This is a genomic window from Bacillus sp. T3 (genome assembly GCF_033449965.1).
In the GTDB taxonomy this organism is placed as follows: Bacteria; Bacillota; Bacilli; order Bacillales; family Cytobacillaceae; genus Bacillus_BU.
Genome location: NZ_CP137761.1, coordinates 747,266 through 763,600, shown reverse-complemented (window position 1 = coordinate 763,600; position 16,335 = coordinate 747,266). Strand labels below are relative to the sequence as shown.

16 protein-coding genes and 3 pseudogenes are annotated in these 16,335 nt (G+C 41.1%); 2 read left to right on the top strand and 17 right to left on the bottom strand.

The window, feature by feature from the left end; translation table 11 throughout:
- Positions 1-412 precede the first annotated feature (412 nt).
- From trxB to hprK, 14 genes and pseudogenes are all read right to left on the bottom strand, one after another.
- Positions 413-1,364, bottom strand: a pseudogene (gene trxB / locus RGF10_RS03840) (thioredoxin-disulfide reductase).
- Between the two features lie 256 nt (positions 1,365-1,620).
- Positions 1,621-3,123, bottom strand: coding sequence for a tetratricopeptide repeat protein (locus RGF10_RS03835; protein ID WP_318507452.1), 1,503 nt, complete (start codon positions 3,121-3,123; stop codon positions 1,621-1,623).
- A gap of 343 nt (positions 3,124-3,466) precedes the next feature.
- Entirely contained in the window at positions 3,467-4,093 is a 627-nt protein-coding gene (hisIE, locus tag RGF10_RS03830) for a bifunctional phosphoribosyl-AMP cyclohydrolase/phosphoribosyl-ATP diphosphatase HisIE (RefSeq protein WP_318507450.1), read from the bottom strand.
- Positions 4,090-4,848, bottom strand: a complete 759-nt coding sequence (hisF, locus tag RGF10_RS03825; protein WP_318507448.1) for an imidazole glycerol phosphate synthase subunit HisF — start codon at positions 4,846-4,848, stop codon at positions 4,090-4,092. The genes hisIE and hisF overlap by 4 nt, the downstream gene beginning before the upstream one ends.
- Entirely contained in the window at positions 4,849-5,580 is a 732-nt protein-coding gene (gene hisA / locus RGF10_RS03820; protein ID WP_318507445.1) for a 1-(5-phosphoribosyl)-5-[(5-phosphoribosylamino)methylideneamino]imidazole-4-carboxamide isomerase, read from the bottom strand.
- On the bottom strand, positions 5,580-6,215 hold the full coding sequence (hisH, locus tag RGF10_RS03815; RefSeq protein ID WP_318507443.1) for an imidazole glycerol phosphate synthase subunit HisH: 636 nt from the start codon (positions 6,213-6,215) through the stop codon (positions 5,580-5,582). The genes hisA and hisH overlap by 1 nt, the downstream gene beginning before the upstream one ends.
- Positions 6,216-6,807, bottom strand: a pseudogene (gene hisB / locus RGF10_RS03810) (imidazoleglycerol-phosphate dehydratase HisB). It lies immediately after the preceding gene.
- Positions 6,808-6,855: 48 nt separating this feature from the next.
- Positions 6,856-8,122, bottom strand: a pseudogene (gene hisD, locus RGF10_RS03805) (histidinol dehydrogenase).
- A 16-nt stretch (positions 8,123-8,138) separates the two neighbouring features.
- Positions 8,139-8,768, bottom strand: a complete 630-nt coding sequence (hisG, locus tag RGF10_RS03800; protein ID WP_318507441.1) for an ATP phosphoribosyltransferase — start codon at positions 8,766-8,768, stop codon at positions 8,139-8,141.
- Positions 8,765-9,931 (bottom strand): ATP phosphoribosyltransferase regulatory subunit, encoded by a 1,167-nt coding sequence (locus tag RGF10_RS03795; RefSeq protein WP_318509324.1) that lies wholly within the window; start codon positions 9,929-9,931, stop codon positions 8,765-8,767. Before RGF10_RS03795 ends, hisG begins: the two co-directional genes overlap by 4 nt.
- A 188-nt stretch (positions 9,932-10,119) precedes the next feature.
- The gene (locus tag RGF10_RS03790) at positions 10,120-10,623 is read right to left on the bottom strand and encodes an acyltransferase (protein WP_318507440.1); all 504 of its coding nucleotides are present in this window, start codon (positions 10,621-10,623) and stop codon (positions 10,120-10,122) included.
- Between the two features lie 5 nt (positions 10,624-10,628).
- Positions 10,629-11,273: a pyrophosphatase PpaX gene (gene ppaX, locus RGF10_RS03785; RefSeq protein WP_318507438.1), complete on the bottom strand. Its 645-nt coding sequence runs from the start codon at positions 11,271-11,273 to the stop codon at positions 10,629-10,631.
- 149 nt (positions 11,274-11,422) lie between these two features.
- Positions 11,423-12,241 carry a prolipoprotein diacylglyceryl transferase gene (lgt, locus tag RGF10_RS03780; RefSeq protein WP_318507435.1) on the bottom strand — a complete coding sequence of 273 codons (819 nt, stop codon included), beginning with the start codon at positions 12,239-12,241 and terminating at the stop codon, positions 11,423-11,425.
- A gap of 34 nt (positions 12,242-12,275) precedes the next feature.
- Positions 12,276-13,211 carry an HPr(Ser) kinase/phosphatase gene (hprK, locus tag RGF10_RS03775; protein WP_318507433.1) on the bottom strand — a complete coding sequence of 312 codons (936 nt, stop codon included), beginning with the start codon at positions 13,209-13,211 and terminating at the stop codon, positions 12,276-12,278.
- A gap of 282 nt (positions 13,212-13,493) precedes the next feature.
- Here hprK and RGF10_RS03770 point away from each other — a divergent pair, with 282 nt between their 5' ends.
- On the top strand, positions 13,494-13,709 hold the full coding sequence (locus tag RGF10_RS03770) for an N-acetylmuramoyl-L-alanine amidase (RefSeq protein ID WP_318507431.1): 216 nt from the start codon (positions 13,494-13,496) through the stop codon (positions 13,707-13,709).
- Positions 13,624-14,250, top strand: coding sequence for an N-acetylmuramoyl-L-alanine amidase (locus RGF10_RS03765; RefSeq protein ID WP_318507430.1), 627 nt, complete (start codon positions 13,624-13,626; stop codon positions 14,248-14,250). Before RGF10_RS03770 ends, RGF10_RS03765 begins: the two co-directional genes overlap by 86 nt.
- Positions 14,251-14,353: 103 nt before the next feature.
- Here the strand turns inward: RGF10_RS03765 and RGF10_RS03760 are convergent, their stop codons facing one another.
- From RGF10_RS03760 to RGF10_RS03750, 3 genes are read right to left on the bottom strand one after another with little or no spacing between them, the layout of a single operon-like run.
- Positions 14,354-14,716, bottom strand: a complete 363-nt coding sequence (locus tag RGF10_RS03760; RefSeq protein ID WP_318507427.1) for a phage holin family protein — start codon at positions 14,714-14,716, stop codon at positions 14,354-14,356.
- Positions 14,717-14,750: 34 nt separating this feature from the next.
- Positions 14,751-15,857, bottom strand: coding sequence for a DUF4097 domain-containing protein (locus RGF10_RS03755; RefSeq protein WP_318507425.1), 1,107 nt, complete (start codon positions 15,855-15,857; stop codon positions 14,751-14,753).
- Positions 15,858-15,859: 2 nt separating this feature from the next.
- A complete protein-coding gene (locus RGF10_RS03750) occupies positions 15,860-16,189 on the bottom strand; it encodes a magnetosome magnetite crystal formation protein family (protein WP_318507423.1) in 330 nt (109 codons plus the stop codon).
- Positions 16,190-16,335 lie beyond the last annotated feature (146 nt).

Below are 16,335 nucleotides of genomic sequence, written 5' to 3'. Positions count from 1 at the left end.
CTTTGAACAAGATACTCAAGTTATATATGCTTTATTCTTTTTATTATACTATTATTGGGTTTCTCTAACAATGAAAGTAGTTCGATAATTGTTACCGTTCCGCATAGGGTTGAAATAAAGAAAACTCGCCGATTGGCAAGCCTGTAAAGGCGAAGACAGAGGCGTAGTTGCGCTTATACTTTATTCCTAAAATTTTCACCTACGTCGAATAAGCAACTCCGCTGAAAATTTATACTTTTTTAAAGTGCAAAAAAATTGGCACAGGTTTCCCTGTGCCGTAAATAATATAATTAATAAAGGGGGTCAATTACTTATTCTTATTGTAATTTATATTTGTTTCAGCACTGTTACAATTGAATTAAATAAAAGTTAAAGAAAGAAACCGCACCGTTTATATGGCGCGGTTTCAATATTATGCTTTTGCTTTTAATGTTTCTTGTAATTCCTCGACATAATGTTGAACGGCTTGAGCAGCGATACTTCCATCACCAGTTGCTGTAACAATTTGACGTAAAGTTTTTTCACGAATATCCCCAGCAGCAAAAATACCAGGTACCTTCGTTTCCATTTGGTCATTTGTTTCAATATAGCCATTTTCATTGGTAATTCCAAGACTTTCGAATGGCTTAGAAAGAGGTACCATTCCAACATAGATGAACACGCCATCAGCTGGTAGCTCTTGTTCTTCACCAGTTTTTGTTGAAACTAATGTGATGCTTCCAACCTTGCCATTTTTTTCATTAATTTGCTTGACTGTATGACTCCAAATAAAGTTAACCTTTTCGTTATCAAAGGCACGTTTCTGTAAAATGGCTTGTGCACGAAGCTCATCACGACGATGAACAATATTCACTTTTGAAGCAAAGCGAGTTAAGTACACACCCTCTTCAACAGCTGAATCGCCTCCACCTATTACAAAAAGCTCTTTGTTTTTGAAGAATGCACCATCACAAACGGCACAATACGATACACCGCGACCGCCTAATTCTTTTTCACCTGGAGCGCCTAGCTTTTTATACTCTGCACCAGTTGAAATAATGACAGCACGTGCTTTGTATTCTTTCGAACTAGCGACGACCGTTTTGTATTCAACGCCATCCTTGATTTCTTTAATATCACCGTATGCATATTCTGCACCAAATTTTTTGGCATGTTCAAACATTTTTGTGGAAAGCTCCAGGGCCTAAAATGGATTCAAATCCAGGATAATTTTCAACATCCTCCGTATTTGCCATTTGACCACCTGGGATTCCGCGCTCGATCATAAGCGTTGACATGCTTGCTCGTGATGTATATACAGCAGCTGTCATCCCAGCTGGGCCTGCACCTGCAATAATGACGTCATAAATTTTTTCCTCAGACACCTGCACAAACCTCCTTCATTTCCCTTATCAATGTATTGACACAATAATTAGTATCTACACTTATCCTATAAAAACATCAAATTAGAGTCCAAAAATCTGCTCACAGAAAAGCGGAAGCGGCTTGGTCAGCCCCGACAAGCATAAGACGAGCTGGCCGAAAGGTCGTTCTTTGACCTTTTGGACTGATTGGCTTATGACCTCGAGGGGCTAGCCGCTGCAGCTGGACAAATAGAAAAGCGGAAGCGGCTTGGTCAGCCTATACCAGTAAGTTCTTCACGGATTTCACATACTTTTGAAGCGTTGCTGGCGATAGATTATATTTGCTTGCTAAACTTGCTTGGGTAATTTTTTCATTGCGCAGATGGAGCCAAACATATTCAACAGCTGCAGCCCACGCTTGTTTATTTTTTAACGACAACTCTTCATTTAAGATTTTCACATAAACTGTAAACCACATTAGGTACAAACCAGATTCCACAGAACCAATTGGTTGATGATACTGGTATAAAAGTTCTGCTGTCTCATGAGCAGAAAAGTGCTTTGCATAATCAGCATCATCTTCTTTAATGCAGGACAGGTACTCTCTTTCAAGGCTTGAGAAATTTTTATTATTTTTACGAAGAACCTTTGATAATATCTCATCTTTTTGATTCGATACAGATGTTAAGAAAATGGCAAAAAGCCTTTCCTCGACAAATTGACTATCGAACTTCTTCATAATAGAAGGAACATGCTCTTCAAAACCGCTATATTTCTCCTTGTCCTCACTCCACGGCTCAAAGCCTTCCTTTTCAGGATTGTGCTCGAGCACCTGCTTCCAAACGCTTTGGGCTAAACTTTCATGACCAGTAAAGTAAGCCGCATAGGCTAACCAATAAAAAAAGGCGCCCTCCCCTTCATACCCATGCTTATGCAGCTTCCGTAACCACGTATAGGCTAGCTCATACTCCTTAATCAAGGCAAAGGTGGTCCCTAATTTATACTGATGGTCAATCGATAGCGGCTTGATTTTTTCAAGCACGGACTTAAGCTGATTTACTTCCTGCCGATCTTGCTGGTAGTATGCAAATACTAACCGATTACACATAGCATGCAAATTACCCGGGTTCTTTTGCAACACATCATTAAGAATCTCGAATGCTTGCTCTACTTCACCTAGATAAAAATAAGCAAGGGCTAGGTTGTTGTAGGCAGACCAATATTCAGGATAATTTTCAATAATCGATGTTAATACCTCAATTGCCTTTGGAAAATGGCCTGATTCAAGCAGGTTTCTTGCTTGCTCTTGTTGAACAATTAAATCATCATGCTCATAAAAATCGTCATCTTCTAATTCTTCTGCCTCGAGTGTGAGCAGTTGAAGTAAATCCTCCGTATCCTCCACAAACTCACCGTAAGGCTCAAGCTGCATATACAGCTTCGCATGGTGATGGGCATCTTTAAACAATCCAAGATGAGCGTAGTTATTCGCTAAGAAATAATGACACTCATACAACTCTTCATCCAATTCATCTAATACTGAATGGAGAAGGCGATTAGATTGCTGATATTCACCCATTTCTGTATACAAAACAGCAAGCTGACAGGTAATCATCGGTTCACCTGGCTCTAACTGAAGCGCACGAAGGAAGTATTTTTTTGCTTTATGAAAATCCCGACGATTATAAGCTTTTACACCTTTTGTAAAATAGTACTCTGCCGTTGGGACGAATGATAGAATTTTTGCTTTTTGCTTTGTCGCTTTAGAGTCTTTACTCATGAAAGCCTCCTAAAATATTGATTTTTAACTTATGTAGTATATCATACGAACGAGGTAATAGAGAAGTGGAAGTAGGTAGAAAGAAATCGACAGAGGTGAGTAGCATCGTTTGTCTAGGTACGATACTTTGACGCATGTTCAGAGAGTCAATTTATTTATCCGCCATTTTTGGGTATTTATCCGCCTAATTATCTGTTTATCCGTCTAATTTCCCCGTTATCCGCCTCTTTTAAGGATTTATCCGCCTAAATAAGCAGTTTATCCGCTTTCGCCATATTTTATGACACGAAAAAGCCGGCAGCCTCGATTTACATCAAGGTGCCGACCCACACACAAAGTAAACCTATTTATGACGTGTTTCAAGCACGTTCAAGATTTCTGCAAATGGTAGCTTTTGCTCCCTTAGTAGTACTAACAGGTGGTAGAGTAAATCGGATGCTTCCCATTTAAGCTCCTCGTGGCTTCGATTTTTAGCAGCGATGATGACCTCTGCTGCTTCCTCTCCGACCTTTTTAAGAATCTTATCGACGCCTTTTTCGAATAAATAAGTCGTATAGGCACCTTCTGGGCGATTTTCTTCACGATCTTTAATGACTTTTTCTAACGTCAATAGGATTTGATAATCGGTTAGACTTGGAACAACAGCATCACTTGTATATAGACTTTCAACAAAACAGCTATCCGTACCATTGTGACACGCTGGACCTGCTGGTTCTACTAAGACTAATAACGCATCCTTGTCACAGTCAAACTTTATTTCATGGATTTTCTGCGTATTGCCGCTCGTTGCTCCCTTATGCCAAAGCTCTTGACGTGAGCGACTGTAAAACCACGTTTCACCAGTTTCTAGTGATTTTTCTAAAGACTCCTTATTCATATAAGCAAGCGTGAGGACTTCCTTTGTCGCGATATCTTGAACGATGGCGGCAACTAGCCCCTTCTCATCAAACTTGATTTCTTCTATATTCATCGCACAACCACTCCTCTTTCCCTTAAAAACCCTTTAACCTCAGTGACGGAGGTTTCTTTATAGTGAAAAATCGACGCCGCTAACGCAGCATCCGCTTTTCCTTTTACAAATGCATCCACAAAGTGCTCGGCATTTCCAGCACCACCAGAGGCGATCACTGGGACGTGTACCGCTTCACTAACAGCTTTGGTTAAAGCGAGGTCAAATCCCGCTTTCTCACCATCACAATCCATACTTGTTAACAGAATTTCACCAGCACCACGGCTAACCGCTTCCTTTGCCCATTGTATTACTTCCCACTCAGTCGCATTACGACCACCATGTGTGAAAACGCGCCATGAGCCAAGCTCTGCATCGTATTTGGCATCAATCGCCACCACAATACATTGCGAGCCGAAAAAGCTCGCTCCTTCATTAATAATTTCAGGGTTCAATAGTGCTGCGGTATTTAGTGAAACCTTATCTGCTCCAGCTCGTAAAATCCGCTTCATGTCTTCTAATGAATTGATTCCACCGCCAACGGTGAACGGAATCGCAAGCTCAGAAGCAACCGATTTTACCACTTCAGTCATCGTTTTTCGACCTTCATGGGAGGCTGAAATGTCTAGGAAAACAAGCTCGTCAGCCCCTTGTTCATCATAAAATCGAGCTAAGTCAACTGGATCACCCGCATCACGTAGCTGCACAAATTGAATTCCTTTTACAACCCGTCCATCTTTTACATCCAGACACGGAATAATTCTTTTCGTTAGCATTTATGCTCTCACCTCTTCTAAAGCTTGTCGAACGGAAAAGCGTCCTTCATACAGAGCCTTGCCGACGATCGCCCCAGACACTCCTTTTTCAACTAATGCCTTTAGTGTCGTTAAATCTGCTAATGAACTAACACCACCAGATGCAATGACGCTTTTCTTCGTTTCAACAGCCATTTCTGTCACTGCATTAACATTTGGACCTGAAAGCATGCCATCTGTCGCAATATCGGTAAAAATAAAGGTCTCTGCTCCTGCATCTGCAAAGCGTTTTCCAAGCTCAACCGCCTTTAGCTCTGAGGTATTCAACCAGCCGTGTGTTGCAACATAACCATTTTTCGCATCAATTCCAACAGCAATATGGGCCCCATACTTGCGAATCATTTCAATCGCAAACTCAGGATTTGATACAGCGATGCTTCCGATAATGACACGCTCAACACCGCGCTCCAAATAGTGAGCAATGTCAGCTTCTGTTCGGATACCACCGCCGATTTGCACCTTTGCATTTAGGTTTTGCGCGGCCTCAATCACGAACGTATCATTGACACGCTTGCCATCTTTTGCTCCATCAAGGTCAACCATATGAATCCATGAAGCCCCTGCTTCGGCAAACTGTTTTGCCATTTCAAACGGTGAATCACCGTAGATCGTTTCCTTACCATAGTCACCTTGAAGGAGGCGCACGCATTTTCCGCCTCGCATATCAATCGCTGGGTAAATTGTAAAGCTCATCAGACCTGACTCCTTTCAACTGCTAACTCGGTAAAGTTTCGCAAAAGCTCCATTCCGAGCTTGCTGCTTTTTCCAGGATGGAACTGCATGCCGTATACATTTTCGCGCCCGACCACAGCTGGAACCTTAACATCATATTCAGCCTCAGCGATAACCACATCTTGCTCGTCTGTGTCAACATGATAAGAGTGGACAAAGTAAACATAGTCCTCGGCAATATCCTTTAAAATTGGAGAAGGATGCAGATATGTAAGCTTGTTCCAGCCCATATGAGGGACTTTATAGGACAAACCACCCTTTGTGTGACCAGTAAAACGCACGACTTTACCAGGTAATATGCCAAGTCCAGTCGTTAAACCACCTTCTTCACTTTCTTCAAATAGGAGCTGCATACCTAAGCAAATTCCAAGTAATGGTTTTCCGCTTGTGACATATGCGCGAATCATATCCGAGAGGCCTGTTTCGTTTAAGCGTTGGATTGCATCTCGAAATGCACCAACACCTGGTAAAAGCAGGGCATCTGCTGCCAACAGCTCTTCTTTATTTTCAGAAATAAAGTAGGGAACATTTAGGCGTTCAAGTGCCTTACTGACACTGAACAAATTGCCCATCCCGTAATCTATGATTCCGATCATCTACAACATTCCTTTCGTTGATGGAAGAACCCCTTTAAGCCTTGGGTCAACGGTTGTTGCTTCATCTAGTGCTCGGGCCAGGGCTTTAAAAATTGCTTCTATTATATGGTGTGTATTGTGTCCATAGTGCACAATGACGTGTAGATTCATGCGCGCTTCAAGTGCCAGTTTCCAAAGGAATTCGTGTACAAGCTCGGTATCAAAGGTTCCCACCTTTTGGCTTGGTAGTTGTGCACGCATTTCGAGATGCGGGCGATTACTTAAATCAACCACAACTTGTGCTAATGTTTCATCCATTGGAACAAAGGCATTGCCGTAACGTTTGATTCCTATTTTATCACCTAGGGCTTCACGAAGAGCTTGTCCTAGACAAATCCCGATATCCTCTGAGGTATGGTGGTCGTCGATCTCAATGTCGCCTTTTGCGTCTACAGAAAGGTCAAATCGACCGTGCTTCAGTAAACAGGTCAAGCATATGGTTAAGAAACGGTACGCTTGTTTCAATATCTGACTGACCTTCCCCATCAATAGACAATTGCAATTTGATATCTGTTTCATTTGTTTTCCGAACTACTCTTGCCGTTCTTTCCATTATTTTGACCCTCCACTTTTTTTATTGATACGGGAAGCCGCCCCGCTATTATTTATTCAATCTCACTTCGATTGCTCTGGCGTGTGCTTCTAGTCCCTCAATCCGTGCAAATTCAGCAATTTTCGCCGCGTTGGCATGGAAGGCTGCTTTACTGTAAACTATCACGCTTGATTTCTTTTGAAAATCTTCAACGTTCAATGGACTTGAGAACCGTGCTGTTCCGTTCGTTGGAAGCACATGGTTTGGTCCTGCAAAATAATCACCCACAGGCTCAGAACTATAACGGCCAATAAAAATTGCTCCAGCATGGCGAATTTGCCCCAATAGCTCCATTGCATTAGCCGTGATAATCTCTAAGTGCTCAGGCGCTAACTTGTTAATCGTCTCAACAGCTTCGGCCATTGTCTCCGTCACATAAATCGTACCATAATGATCGATTGAAGCCTGGGCAATTTCCAGGCGCGGCAATACAGCCAACTGCTTTTCAACCTCAGCAGAAACAGCTTGAGCTAATTGCTTTGACGGTGTTACGAGAACACTGCAGGCACGTGGATCGTGCTCTGCTTGCGAAAGAAGATCCGCCGCAATTTCATCGGCATAGGCCGAATCGTCAGCTAATACGGCAATCTCACTTGGACCAGCAATCATATCAATATCGACATCACCAAAGACCTCGCGTTTTGCTAAAGCTACATAGATATTTCCAGGACCCGTAATTTTATCAACAGGTTTAATCGTTTCCGTTCCATATGCAAGAGCAGCGATTGCTTGGGCTCCGCCAACCTTGTAGATTTCCTTTGCACCAGCTACTTGTGCAGCAACAAGAACAGCAGCGGGAATCGTTCCGTTTTTTCCAGGCGGAGAAACAACAACGATCCGCTCCACTCCAGCTGTCTCAGCCGGAATAACATTCATCAATACGGAAGAAGGATATGCTGCCGTTCCCCGGAACATATAGTCCGACTGAATCTAACGGCGTTATTTTTTGACCAAGGATTGTGCCATTCTCTTCTGTCGTCATCCATGAAGGACGAAGTTGTTTTTCGTGGAAAGCACGGATATTAGCAGCTGCCTCCTGAATGATGGCCAACTGATTGTCACTCACTTCCGAATACGCTGCGTGAATCTCTTCCTCGCTTACTAAAAGATTAGAAAGTGTAATCCCATCGAACTTTTCAGTGTATTGCTTTAAGGCATAATCACCATTAATTCGAACATCATTAATGATCGCTTTGACGGCAGTACGTTGTTCATCCGTTCCAGCCTCGACCGATCTTTTTATTGAAATCTCATCACTTACCTGCAAAATTTTCACGAAAATTCATCCTTTCTTAAGCTTCAATCACTTCACTTAAGCGCTCCACTAATTCGCGAATTCGTTCATCCTTAATTTGATAGCTAACAGGATTAACGATTAACCTTGACGTAATACTTACGATTTGCTCATATTCAACTAACCCATTTTCGACTAGGGTACGGCAGGTAGAGACGATATCAACAATTCGGTCGGCTAAGCCAATAATAGGCGCTAATTCAATCGAACCGTTCAGCTTGATCACTTCTACTTGTTCACCTTGTTGGCGGAAGTAAGCTGCCGCAACATTCGGATATTTTGTGGCAATTTTCGGCGCAACATTGTTCATCTCCGTGTCTGGCAATCCGGCAACCGCAAGATAGCATTTACTAATCTGTAAATCTAACAATTCATATACATCGCGTTCCTCTTCAAGCATAACATCTTTACCTGCAATCCCTAAATCGGCAACACCATGCTCAACATAGGTTGGAACATCCATCGGTTTAGCCAAAATAAAGCGGAAATTTTCCTCCGGAACATCAATAATGAGCTTGCGAGAATCCTCAAATTCTGGTGGAAGCTGGAAGCCCGCCTTTCTGAGTAAGTCAGATGCTTCTTCAAAAATTCTTCCCTTTGGCATGGCGATTGTTAACATCGTACTCATTGGACAGACCCCCTTTCTTGTTTTCCAAGCAGAAATACTGTATCTGCAAATTTATTAGTTAAAGAATCTACATTTTTCACACCACTAATGTCTTGTAATACAACCTGTTCTCCTAGCGCTCGTTTTTGGGTAGCTAATTGAAAAGCTTCCTTGCGTCTTTCTTCACTAAAGAGGATACAAACAATTGGATCCGGCTTCTCAAGTTGACCAAGCGCTTCAAGCAGACGATCAACACGAACGGCAAAGCCTGTTGCACCTGTTTTCTTCCCGAATTTTTCTAAAAGCTTATCGTAACGTCCGCCACTTCCAAGTGGGAAGCCGACTTTGCCCGCATATAATTCAAATAAAATACCTGTGTAATAGCTCATGTGGTTGATTAAGGTTAAGTCAAATTTTACATACGATTCAACACCATAGTCAGTAACAATGTCCCATAATTGGCGAAGCTGCTCAATTGCTTTTCGACCTGCTTCGTTTTCTATTAGGCCGTATGCTTTTTCAATAATCTCTGAACCACCACGGAGCTGCAATAAATCATACAAGCGTTGCTTATCAATAGAAGAAAGTGGTAATGCCTTTACATGCTCGCTGTAGCCTACATAATTTTTTTCATATAAAAATTTCGTTAACGTTTTGGCTCTTTCTTCTGTGCCTAGTATTTGTAGAAATAGCTCTTGCACAAATCCAATATGGCCAACAGAAATTCTGAAATCCTTTAACCCAGCGGCCTTAATTGACGATACCATTAGGGAGATGACCTCTGCATCAGCACTCAACGTTTCATCAGCAATTAATTCAACACCGATTTGTTCAAACTCAGCCGGTCTGCCACCTTCACGCTGCTGTGCGCGGAAAAGGTTTGCTGAACTGGCAAGGCGAAGCGGCAGCTCGTTTAATAGTTTCGAGACGGCAACACGAGCAATTGGCGCAGTCATATCCGGACGTAGCACTAAGGTATGTCCCTGTTGATCCAATAATTTAAACAATGTTTGGTCCAATATCGCTGAGGCTTGACCGACCGTTTCAAAATATTCAAGTGTCGGTGTTTCAATAAATTGATAGCCCCAACCCTTCATTTCTTCTTCTAATTTCCTTTTTACGCGTTGTTTTGTTTCATATAATTCTGGTAACGTATCTCTCATTCCTAGCGGCTTTTCAAACATAAATAGACTCATAAGCTCACCCTTTATATCGACATTAATGAATCTTTCGATTCGCAAATTTCAGACATCCTTTAGTTCGCTAATGTATTAGCACAATGAAGTTATTAGTAGTTTACTCTTCAAAATGCTTCTCGTCAAGGACAAATTCTTTAACACACTACCGTACTGGGGGACTGTCCCCCAGTTGTTTACCGCGGTGATGTGCTGGGGGACTGTTCCCTTATTATGCGCATCGGGTTTCCGCCGACAAAAGCTCCCGCTGGGACATCTTTGTGGACGAGTGTGCCAGCTGCGACGATTGCTCCGTCACCAATCGTAATACCAGGTAAAATAGTCGAATTGGCCCCGACCATCACTTCATTGCCGATGATAACAGGACCAAGCCGATATTCTTTAATTAAATATTCGTGAGCTAGAAGGGTTGTGTTGTAGCCAATGATCGAATTGCTTCCAACCGTAATCATTTCCGGAAACATAACATCCGGAACAACCATGAGCGCAAACGAGGTTTTCTCGCCTACCTTCATGCGCAGAAATGTCCGGTAAAGCCAATTTTTTACACTCATAAATGGTGTATAACGGGCCATTTGGATAATAACGAAGTTTTTCGCTACCTTCCAAAATGAAACCGTTTTGTACACCTGCCATAAAGAGTTTGCTCCCTCAACAGGATATCGCTTCGTATTTCGCATCAGGCTTATACCCCAAGAATCGGCAGAAGGTCGCGCATATTCTCCAACATGTAATCAGGCTTATACGATTCTAATGTTTCTCTTCCCTTTAACGACCAAGCTACTCCAGCAGTTTTCGTACCAGCGTTTTGACCACCTAAAATATCATGATAGTTATCGCCAATCATAATCGCCTCTTCTGGTTTTGCGTCTAACTGCTTAAGTGCCAATAATATTGGTTCTGGATCTGGCTTTATTTTTTTCACATGATCAATTGCCACGACCACCTCAAAAAATGGTGCCAGTCTTGAGAGCTCTAATCCCATTTTTACGACGTTTAACATTTTTGTTGTCACAATCCCAAGCTTATAACCCTTTTCCTTCAGGATCTTTACTGTTTCATATACACCCTCAAATTCCTTTACCAGCAAATCATGATTTGCCAAATTAAACGTACGATACGTTTGAATCATTTCTTCCTCTTTTTCAGGATTCATTGCGCCAAATACTTCCTTTAAGGAAGGTCCCATAAATGGGAGGACATCCTCTCGCTTATATTGATTTGGAAAATATTGTTCAAGTGTATGTAAATAAGAAGAAATTATTAAGTCATTTGTATCGATTAATGTTCCATCTAAGTCGAATAAAACTGTGTTAATGCTATTGTTCATAAACCACTGCTTCCTTTCTGTTTGCAAGTTCTGGAGGTTTCCAAAATGATGACACAAAAACCGTTAACAATTAGGGGGGCAGGAAAAAATAATTCGCTCAAAATCCTCATTCCTTCAGAAAGCAACGAGCATTTCCCCACCCCCAACGATTAATTTTCTTTCTCTAAATAATGCACTTTAGCTAAGCCACTTTTTTTGCGGTATACGAAAAGAACAACAGCTAGAGCAATTAAACCAATCGAAATCATTTGAGCCATCCTTAAATTTTCGGTCAGCATCAAACTGTCTGTCCGTAATCCTTCGACAAAAAAGCGACCAATCGAATACCACACCATATAGCTTAAGAAAATCTCTCCACGGCGCAGATTCACTTTTCTCAGCCCGATTAAAAGGAAAAAGCCGACTAAATCCCAAACAGATTCATATAAAAATGTAGGGTGATAATAGGCACCGTTAATATACATTTGATTAACAATAAATTCAGGTAAATGCAAGTTCTCTAAAAAGGCACGGGTGACCTCTCCGCCATGTGCCTCTTGGTTCATAAAGTTTCCCCATCTTCCAATAGCCTGGCCTAAAATAATACTTGGAGCGGCAATATCAGCAATTTTCCAAAAGGATAAATGATTCTTTTTGGAAAAAACGTAGGCAGTGGCCACCGAACCAATTAGTGCACCATGAATGGCAATCCCACCATTCCAAATTTTGACAATATCGCCTGGGTGGGAAGAATAGTAATCCCATTGAAAAATAACATAATAAATACGAGCACTGATAATCGCAATTGGAATGGCCCACAGCATCAAATCAGGAAAGGTATCTTTCGGTAAACCTCTTCTATCTGCCTCGCGAATCGCCAACCATAGCGCAAGCGCAAGCCCTGCACCGATGATTAATCCGTACCAATGCACCTGAAGCGGTCCAAGTGAAAAAGCAATCGGATTAAGCGGTTGAATACTTTCTTCCATTTTCATTTCTCCTTCATCCATCGATACTATTCTGTTAGAATTCCTCGTGATCCCCGTCTTCTATTGCGTCCGTTAGGCGGTGAGTGAACTGCTCAGCAGCATTGACGCCCATACGCTTTAAACGGAAATTCATTGCCGCAACTTCAATAATAACGGCAAGGTTTCGACCTGGACGAACTGGTACGGTTAATTTCGTTATATCAGTATCAATAATTCTCATTTTTTCTTCATCTAAGCCAAGGCGGTCATATTGCTTGTTTTGATCCCAAAGCTCCAAGCTAATCACAAGCGTAATTCGTTTATGACTGCGGACAGATCCTGCACCAAATAACGTCATGACATTAATGATGCCAAGACCGCGAATCTCAAGCAAGTGCTCGATCAGCTCGGGTGCATGTCCAACCAATGTATCCTGATCCTCCTGCCGAATCTCAACACAATCATCAGCTACAAGACGATGGCCTCTTTTCACAAGCTCAAGCGCGGTTTCACTCTTACCAACACCACTTTTACCTGTAATTAAGACACCTATCCCATAAATATCAACAAGAACTCCATGGACTGCTGTCGTCGGTGCTAGCTTACTTTCTAAATAATTCGTTAAACGACTCGAAAACCTGGTCGTTTTCATCGGTGCTCTCATGACAGGAACTGAGTCACGCTCAGAAGCTTCAATTAGTTCTTTTGGAACCTGCAAACCTCTAGTAACAATAATACCTGGAGTAATATCGGTACAAAGCTGATCCATTCGATATTCTCGATCCGCTTCATTCAGTTTTTCAAAGAAAGATAACTCTGTTTTTCCCAATAATTGAATTCTTTCTGCAGGATAGTAGTCAAAAAAGCCAGCCATCTCAATTCCAGGACGTGAAATATCACTTGTCGTAATCGGGCGGTTAATGCCTTCTTCTCCACTGATCAGCTCAAGATTAAACTTCTCAATGATGTCTTTAGTGCGAACTTTTGGCAAAAAAGCCTCCTCCTTTATAATTAAAGATCAAGGTTAATAATTATAAGCTTTATTTTAGCACTTTTTTGAATAGAACCAAATGAACTGTTTTATTTTATCAAGGGAATCCGCCCATTGTTTATTTTTAGTCGATAAAACCATGTCCTTTTCGACCCACTAAACATATATTAAAATTGAGCAGCTAATTTCAAATATCGAATACCATGAAAGGAGTTTTTCGATGAAAATCATGTTAGATGCAGGGCATGGGTACGACACACGGGAAAGCGTAGCCCCGATGGTATGCGTGAATATGAATTTAACCGTGCTGTAGCTGCATATGCAAAAGGACTTCTCGATGGTTATCAGAATGTAGCAGTATATTTTGCCCACTCCGATCAAGCGGACGTACCTCTACAACAGCGGACAAATAATGCAAACAACCTTCAAGTTGATATTTACGTTTCAATCCATGCCAATGCTTCCAGGAAGCACATGGAGTACTGCACGCGGAATTGAAACCTATGTATATCCTTCACGACCACCTGGTGCCCTTTCACTCGCTACAAAAATCCAAAATCAGTTAATTAATAGAACTGGACTACAAAACCGTGGTGTAAAAACAGCAGACTTCCATGTCCTACGTGAAACAAATATGGATGCTGTCTTAATCGAATGCGGATTCATGACCAATCAGGAAGAAATTAAACTTCTCCGTTCCGAAAACTATCGTCGTACGTGTGCAGAGGCGATTGTCGCTGCACTTGCTGATCATTTCAGTCTTGTAAAAAAACCAGCACCTGCCCCAGCTCCTACACAGGCTCCATCACCCTCCCCATCCACAGGCTTATACAAGGTACAGGTCGGTGCATTTAAACAAAGGAGCAATGCAGATGCATTATCCGCACAGTTAACAAAGGACGGCTTCCAAAACTTTATCACAGCTAATAGCGGATTATATAAAGTCCAAGCTGGTGCATTCAAGGAAAAAGCGAATGCGGATGAGCAGTTACAAAAATTAAGAAATAAAGGGTACCAACCGTTCATTTTTCGCGATTAATTTATTGAAGACGTAGTGTTGCCCATCCAACAAAGTCCTTTAGAAAGTTAGGTCATGTATTCCCATACAAATCGAAAGAGCCGGCATACTTTCTGCTGGCTCTTCATGTTTGTTCTTCCTTACGATCAATTAGCATTTTTTGAATCACAACATTGATCAATGACATAATAATTGATACGAACAAAGTCATGCCAAAGCCGTGGATTTCAAACTGATCTCCCATTATCGAATCCGTTATGCTTAAGGTGATAGCATTAATAATTAATAAAAAGAAACCTAGTGTTAGTAGTGTAATGGGTAGGGTTAAAATAATTAAGATTGGTCGAACTAGTATGTTTAATATGGATAAAATGATGCTAGCAGTAACCGCAGCCCCTACACCCGAAAGCTGAACTGTTTCATTAAAATAGCCCGCTAGTGCGATAAATAGGACCGCATTAATCAAGATTCCAAACAACCATCTCATATGCTTCGCAATCCCTTTCCTTGCTTAAAATAAATTAAACACTCTTTTTTACTGAAATGGATCCTGTTTTGGTTTCTGCAGTAAGATTGAATGGATGCTGGCCAGGTACTACCGGCTTGAAGTAGAGACTCTTTTGAACCACTTCACTCTTTTCCGAAACGATTTGAATTCCGTCTAATTCAACGGCAAAGCTTCCAAGGTTCGATTTAAGTTCCCCCGAAACAGCTAGCCCTGTCGGAATAGCCAAGTCAATATTACCGGACATCGTTTTTGCATCAATCTCTTCAGCAATTGAACCAGTTAATTGGCAAACAATATTACCATTAAACGATTGCAATTCCAGACGTTTAAACTCTCCATCCAAATGAATCGCACCATTTAATGTTTCGGCTTCAAGATCTTGAATTCGGCTTCTGTTTATTTTTATTTTTCCGTTAGCCGTTTCCGCCTCTAATTTCTTTCCTTCAAGCCCAACCACGTTAATTTTTCCATTGGCTGTTTTAACTTTAAATGATTTTACCTTTAAGTTTTCACATTGTATTGGACCATTAAACATTCGAACCCGAATCTTTTCGTAATCAGCCTGTGGGAGATAAATAATTGCCTCTACCTTCATCCACTTTGGCTGTGCAGCAAATCGCAATGTACCGTTTTCTGTTTTAAAAAGCACTTCCTTGAGAAAATGGGCCCGAGCTTCATCGTGCGAGTTGCCTCGATAAACCTTCGCACCACATTCAACGCGAACATCACTTTGATCCCACGGAATAAATTGCACCGCTCCATTGGCAATATCGATATCGATGTTGCGAAGCTCTGCTTCATTTTGTTGATAGATATGAGAAATTTCATAAGCCTGACCGAAATTAAAGTCCAAATCAACATCTTTAATCTTTTTAAATGCTGAATCAACAAAATCGAGAATCATGTCCTTCAATGATTGGAATTTATGTTGGTATGATTCATCCTCTTTCTTTCCTTCTTCGGATTTGACTACGGTTGATAGCTCATTAACAAGCTCCTCCTGTTTTTTTTCCATTGTTTGCTGAGACTGCTCCAGCTCTGTTAATAATGCCAATGCTTCCTCAGCAGTCAGTTTGCCTTCCTCAACCATTTTTAAAATTCGCTTTCTTTCCTCTTGCATGATTATCCCTCCAACCAATTTTTCTCTTTTAGGACTTTAATACCTTGAATGATGTTCCAGACAAAAACAAGCAAATCTAATAAAAAACAAATGAGCAATGTTGGTATCAAAACAAACGGGACACTTAATTCATGGCCCGTTATTCCTAAAACAATTGACCAAATGACAAACGGAACAGTAATCAACGGTATAATATGCGAAAAAAAAGCTTTTTTAGCATGTTTTTTTACTTCTTCATCATCTACTACAAAATAAACAATGATCGGAAAGATCAATCCAAAAAATAAAACACTGAAGTATGATAATGCGGAAATGATTTTATTGTTCTCCACGTCATTCATCTCCTTATAATACTTACGCAATATTCTGGATGAAGTTTCAAAAATGTTTTTATTTATATAAAAAAATAAAGGACCTGACGAGCAGTTTTTCTTTGCTGTCAGATCCTTTGGAGTGTCGTATTTAAATTTTGTTTTGT

Bases quoted from the DNA above. Each gene is read 5' to 3' on its own strand.
- RGF10_RS03770 (WP_318507431.1), top strand. From the start codon at position 13,494: ATGCGTGAATATGAATTTAACCGTGCTGTAGCTGCATATGCAAAAGGA.
- RGF10_RS03760 (WP_318507427.1), bottom strand. From the start codon at position 14,716: ATGAGATGGTTGTTTGGAATCTTGATTAATGCGGTCCTATTTATCGCA.
- hisF (WP_318507448.1), bottom strand. From the start codon at position 4,848: ATGCTAACGAAAAGAATTATTCCGTGTCTGGATGTAAAAGATGGACGG.
- RGF10_RS03835 (WP_318507452.1), bottom strand. From the start codon at position 3,123: ATGAGTAAAGACTCTAAAGCGACAAAGCAAAAAGCAAAAATTCTATCA.
- RGF10_RS03790 (WP_318507440.1), bottom strand. From the start codon at position 10,623: ATGCGAAATACGAAGCGATATCCTGTTGAGGGAGCAAACTCTTTATGG.
- RGF10_RS03765 (WP_318507430.1), top strand. From the start codon at position 13,624: ATGCAAACAACCTTCAAGTTGATATTTACGTTTCAATCCATGCCAATG.
- RGF10_RS03755 (WP_318507425.1), bottom strand. From the start codon at position 15,857: ATGCAAGAGGAAAGAAAGCGAATTTTAAAAATGGTTGAGGAAGGCAAA.
- hisA (WP_318507445.1), bottom strand. From the start codon at position 5,580: ATGAGCTTTACAATTTACCCAGCGATTGATATGCGAGGCGGAAAATGC.
- lgt (WP_318507435.1), bottom strand. From the start codon at position 12,241: ATGGAAGAAAGTATTCAACCGCTTAATCCGATTGCTTTTTCACTTGGA.
- hisIE (WP_318507450.1), bottom strand. From the start codon at position 4,093: ATGAATATAGAAGAAATCAAGTTTGATGAGAAGGGGCTAGTTGCCGCC.
- hisG (WP_318507441.1), bottom strand. From the start codon at position 8,768: ATGAGTACGATGTTAACAATCGCCATGCCAAAGGGAAGAATTTTTGAA.
- RGF10_RS03795 (WP_318509324.1), bottom strand. From the start codon at position 9,931: ATGTTTGAAAAGCCGCTAGGAATGAGAGATACGTTACCAGAATTATAT.
- hisH (WP_318507443.1), bottom strand. From the start codon at position 6,215: ATGATCGGAATCATAGATTACGGGATGGGCAATTTGTTCAGTGTCAGT.
- ppaX (WP_318507438.1), bottom strand. From the start codon at position 11,273: ATGAACAATAGCATTAACACAGTTTTATTCGACTTAGATGGAACATTA.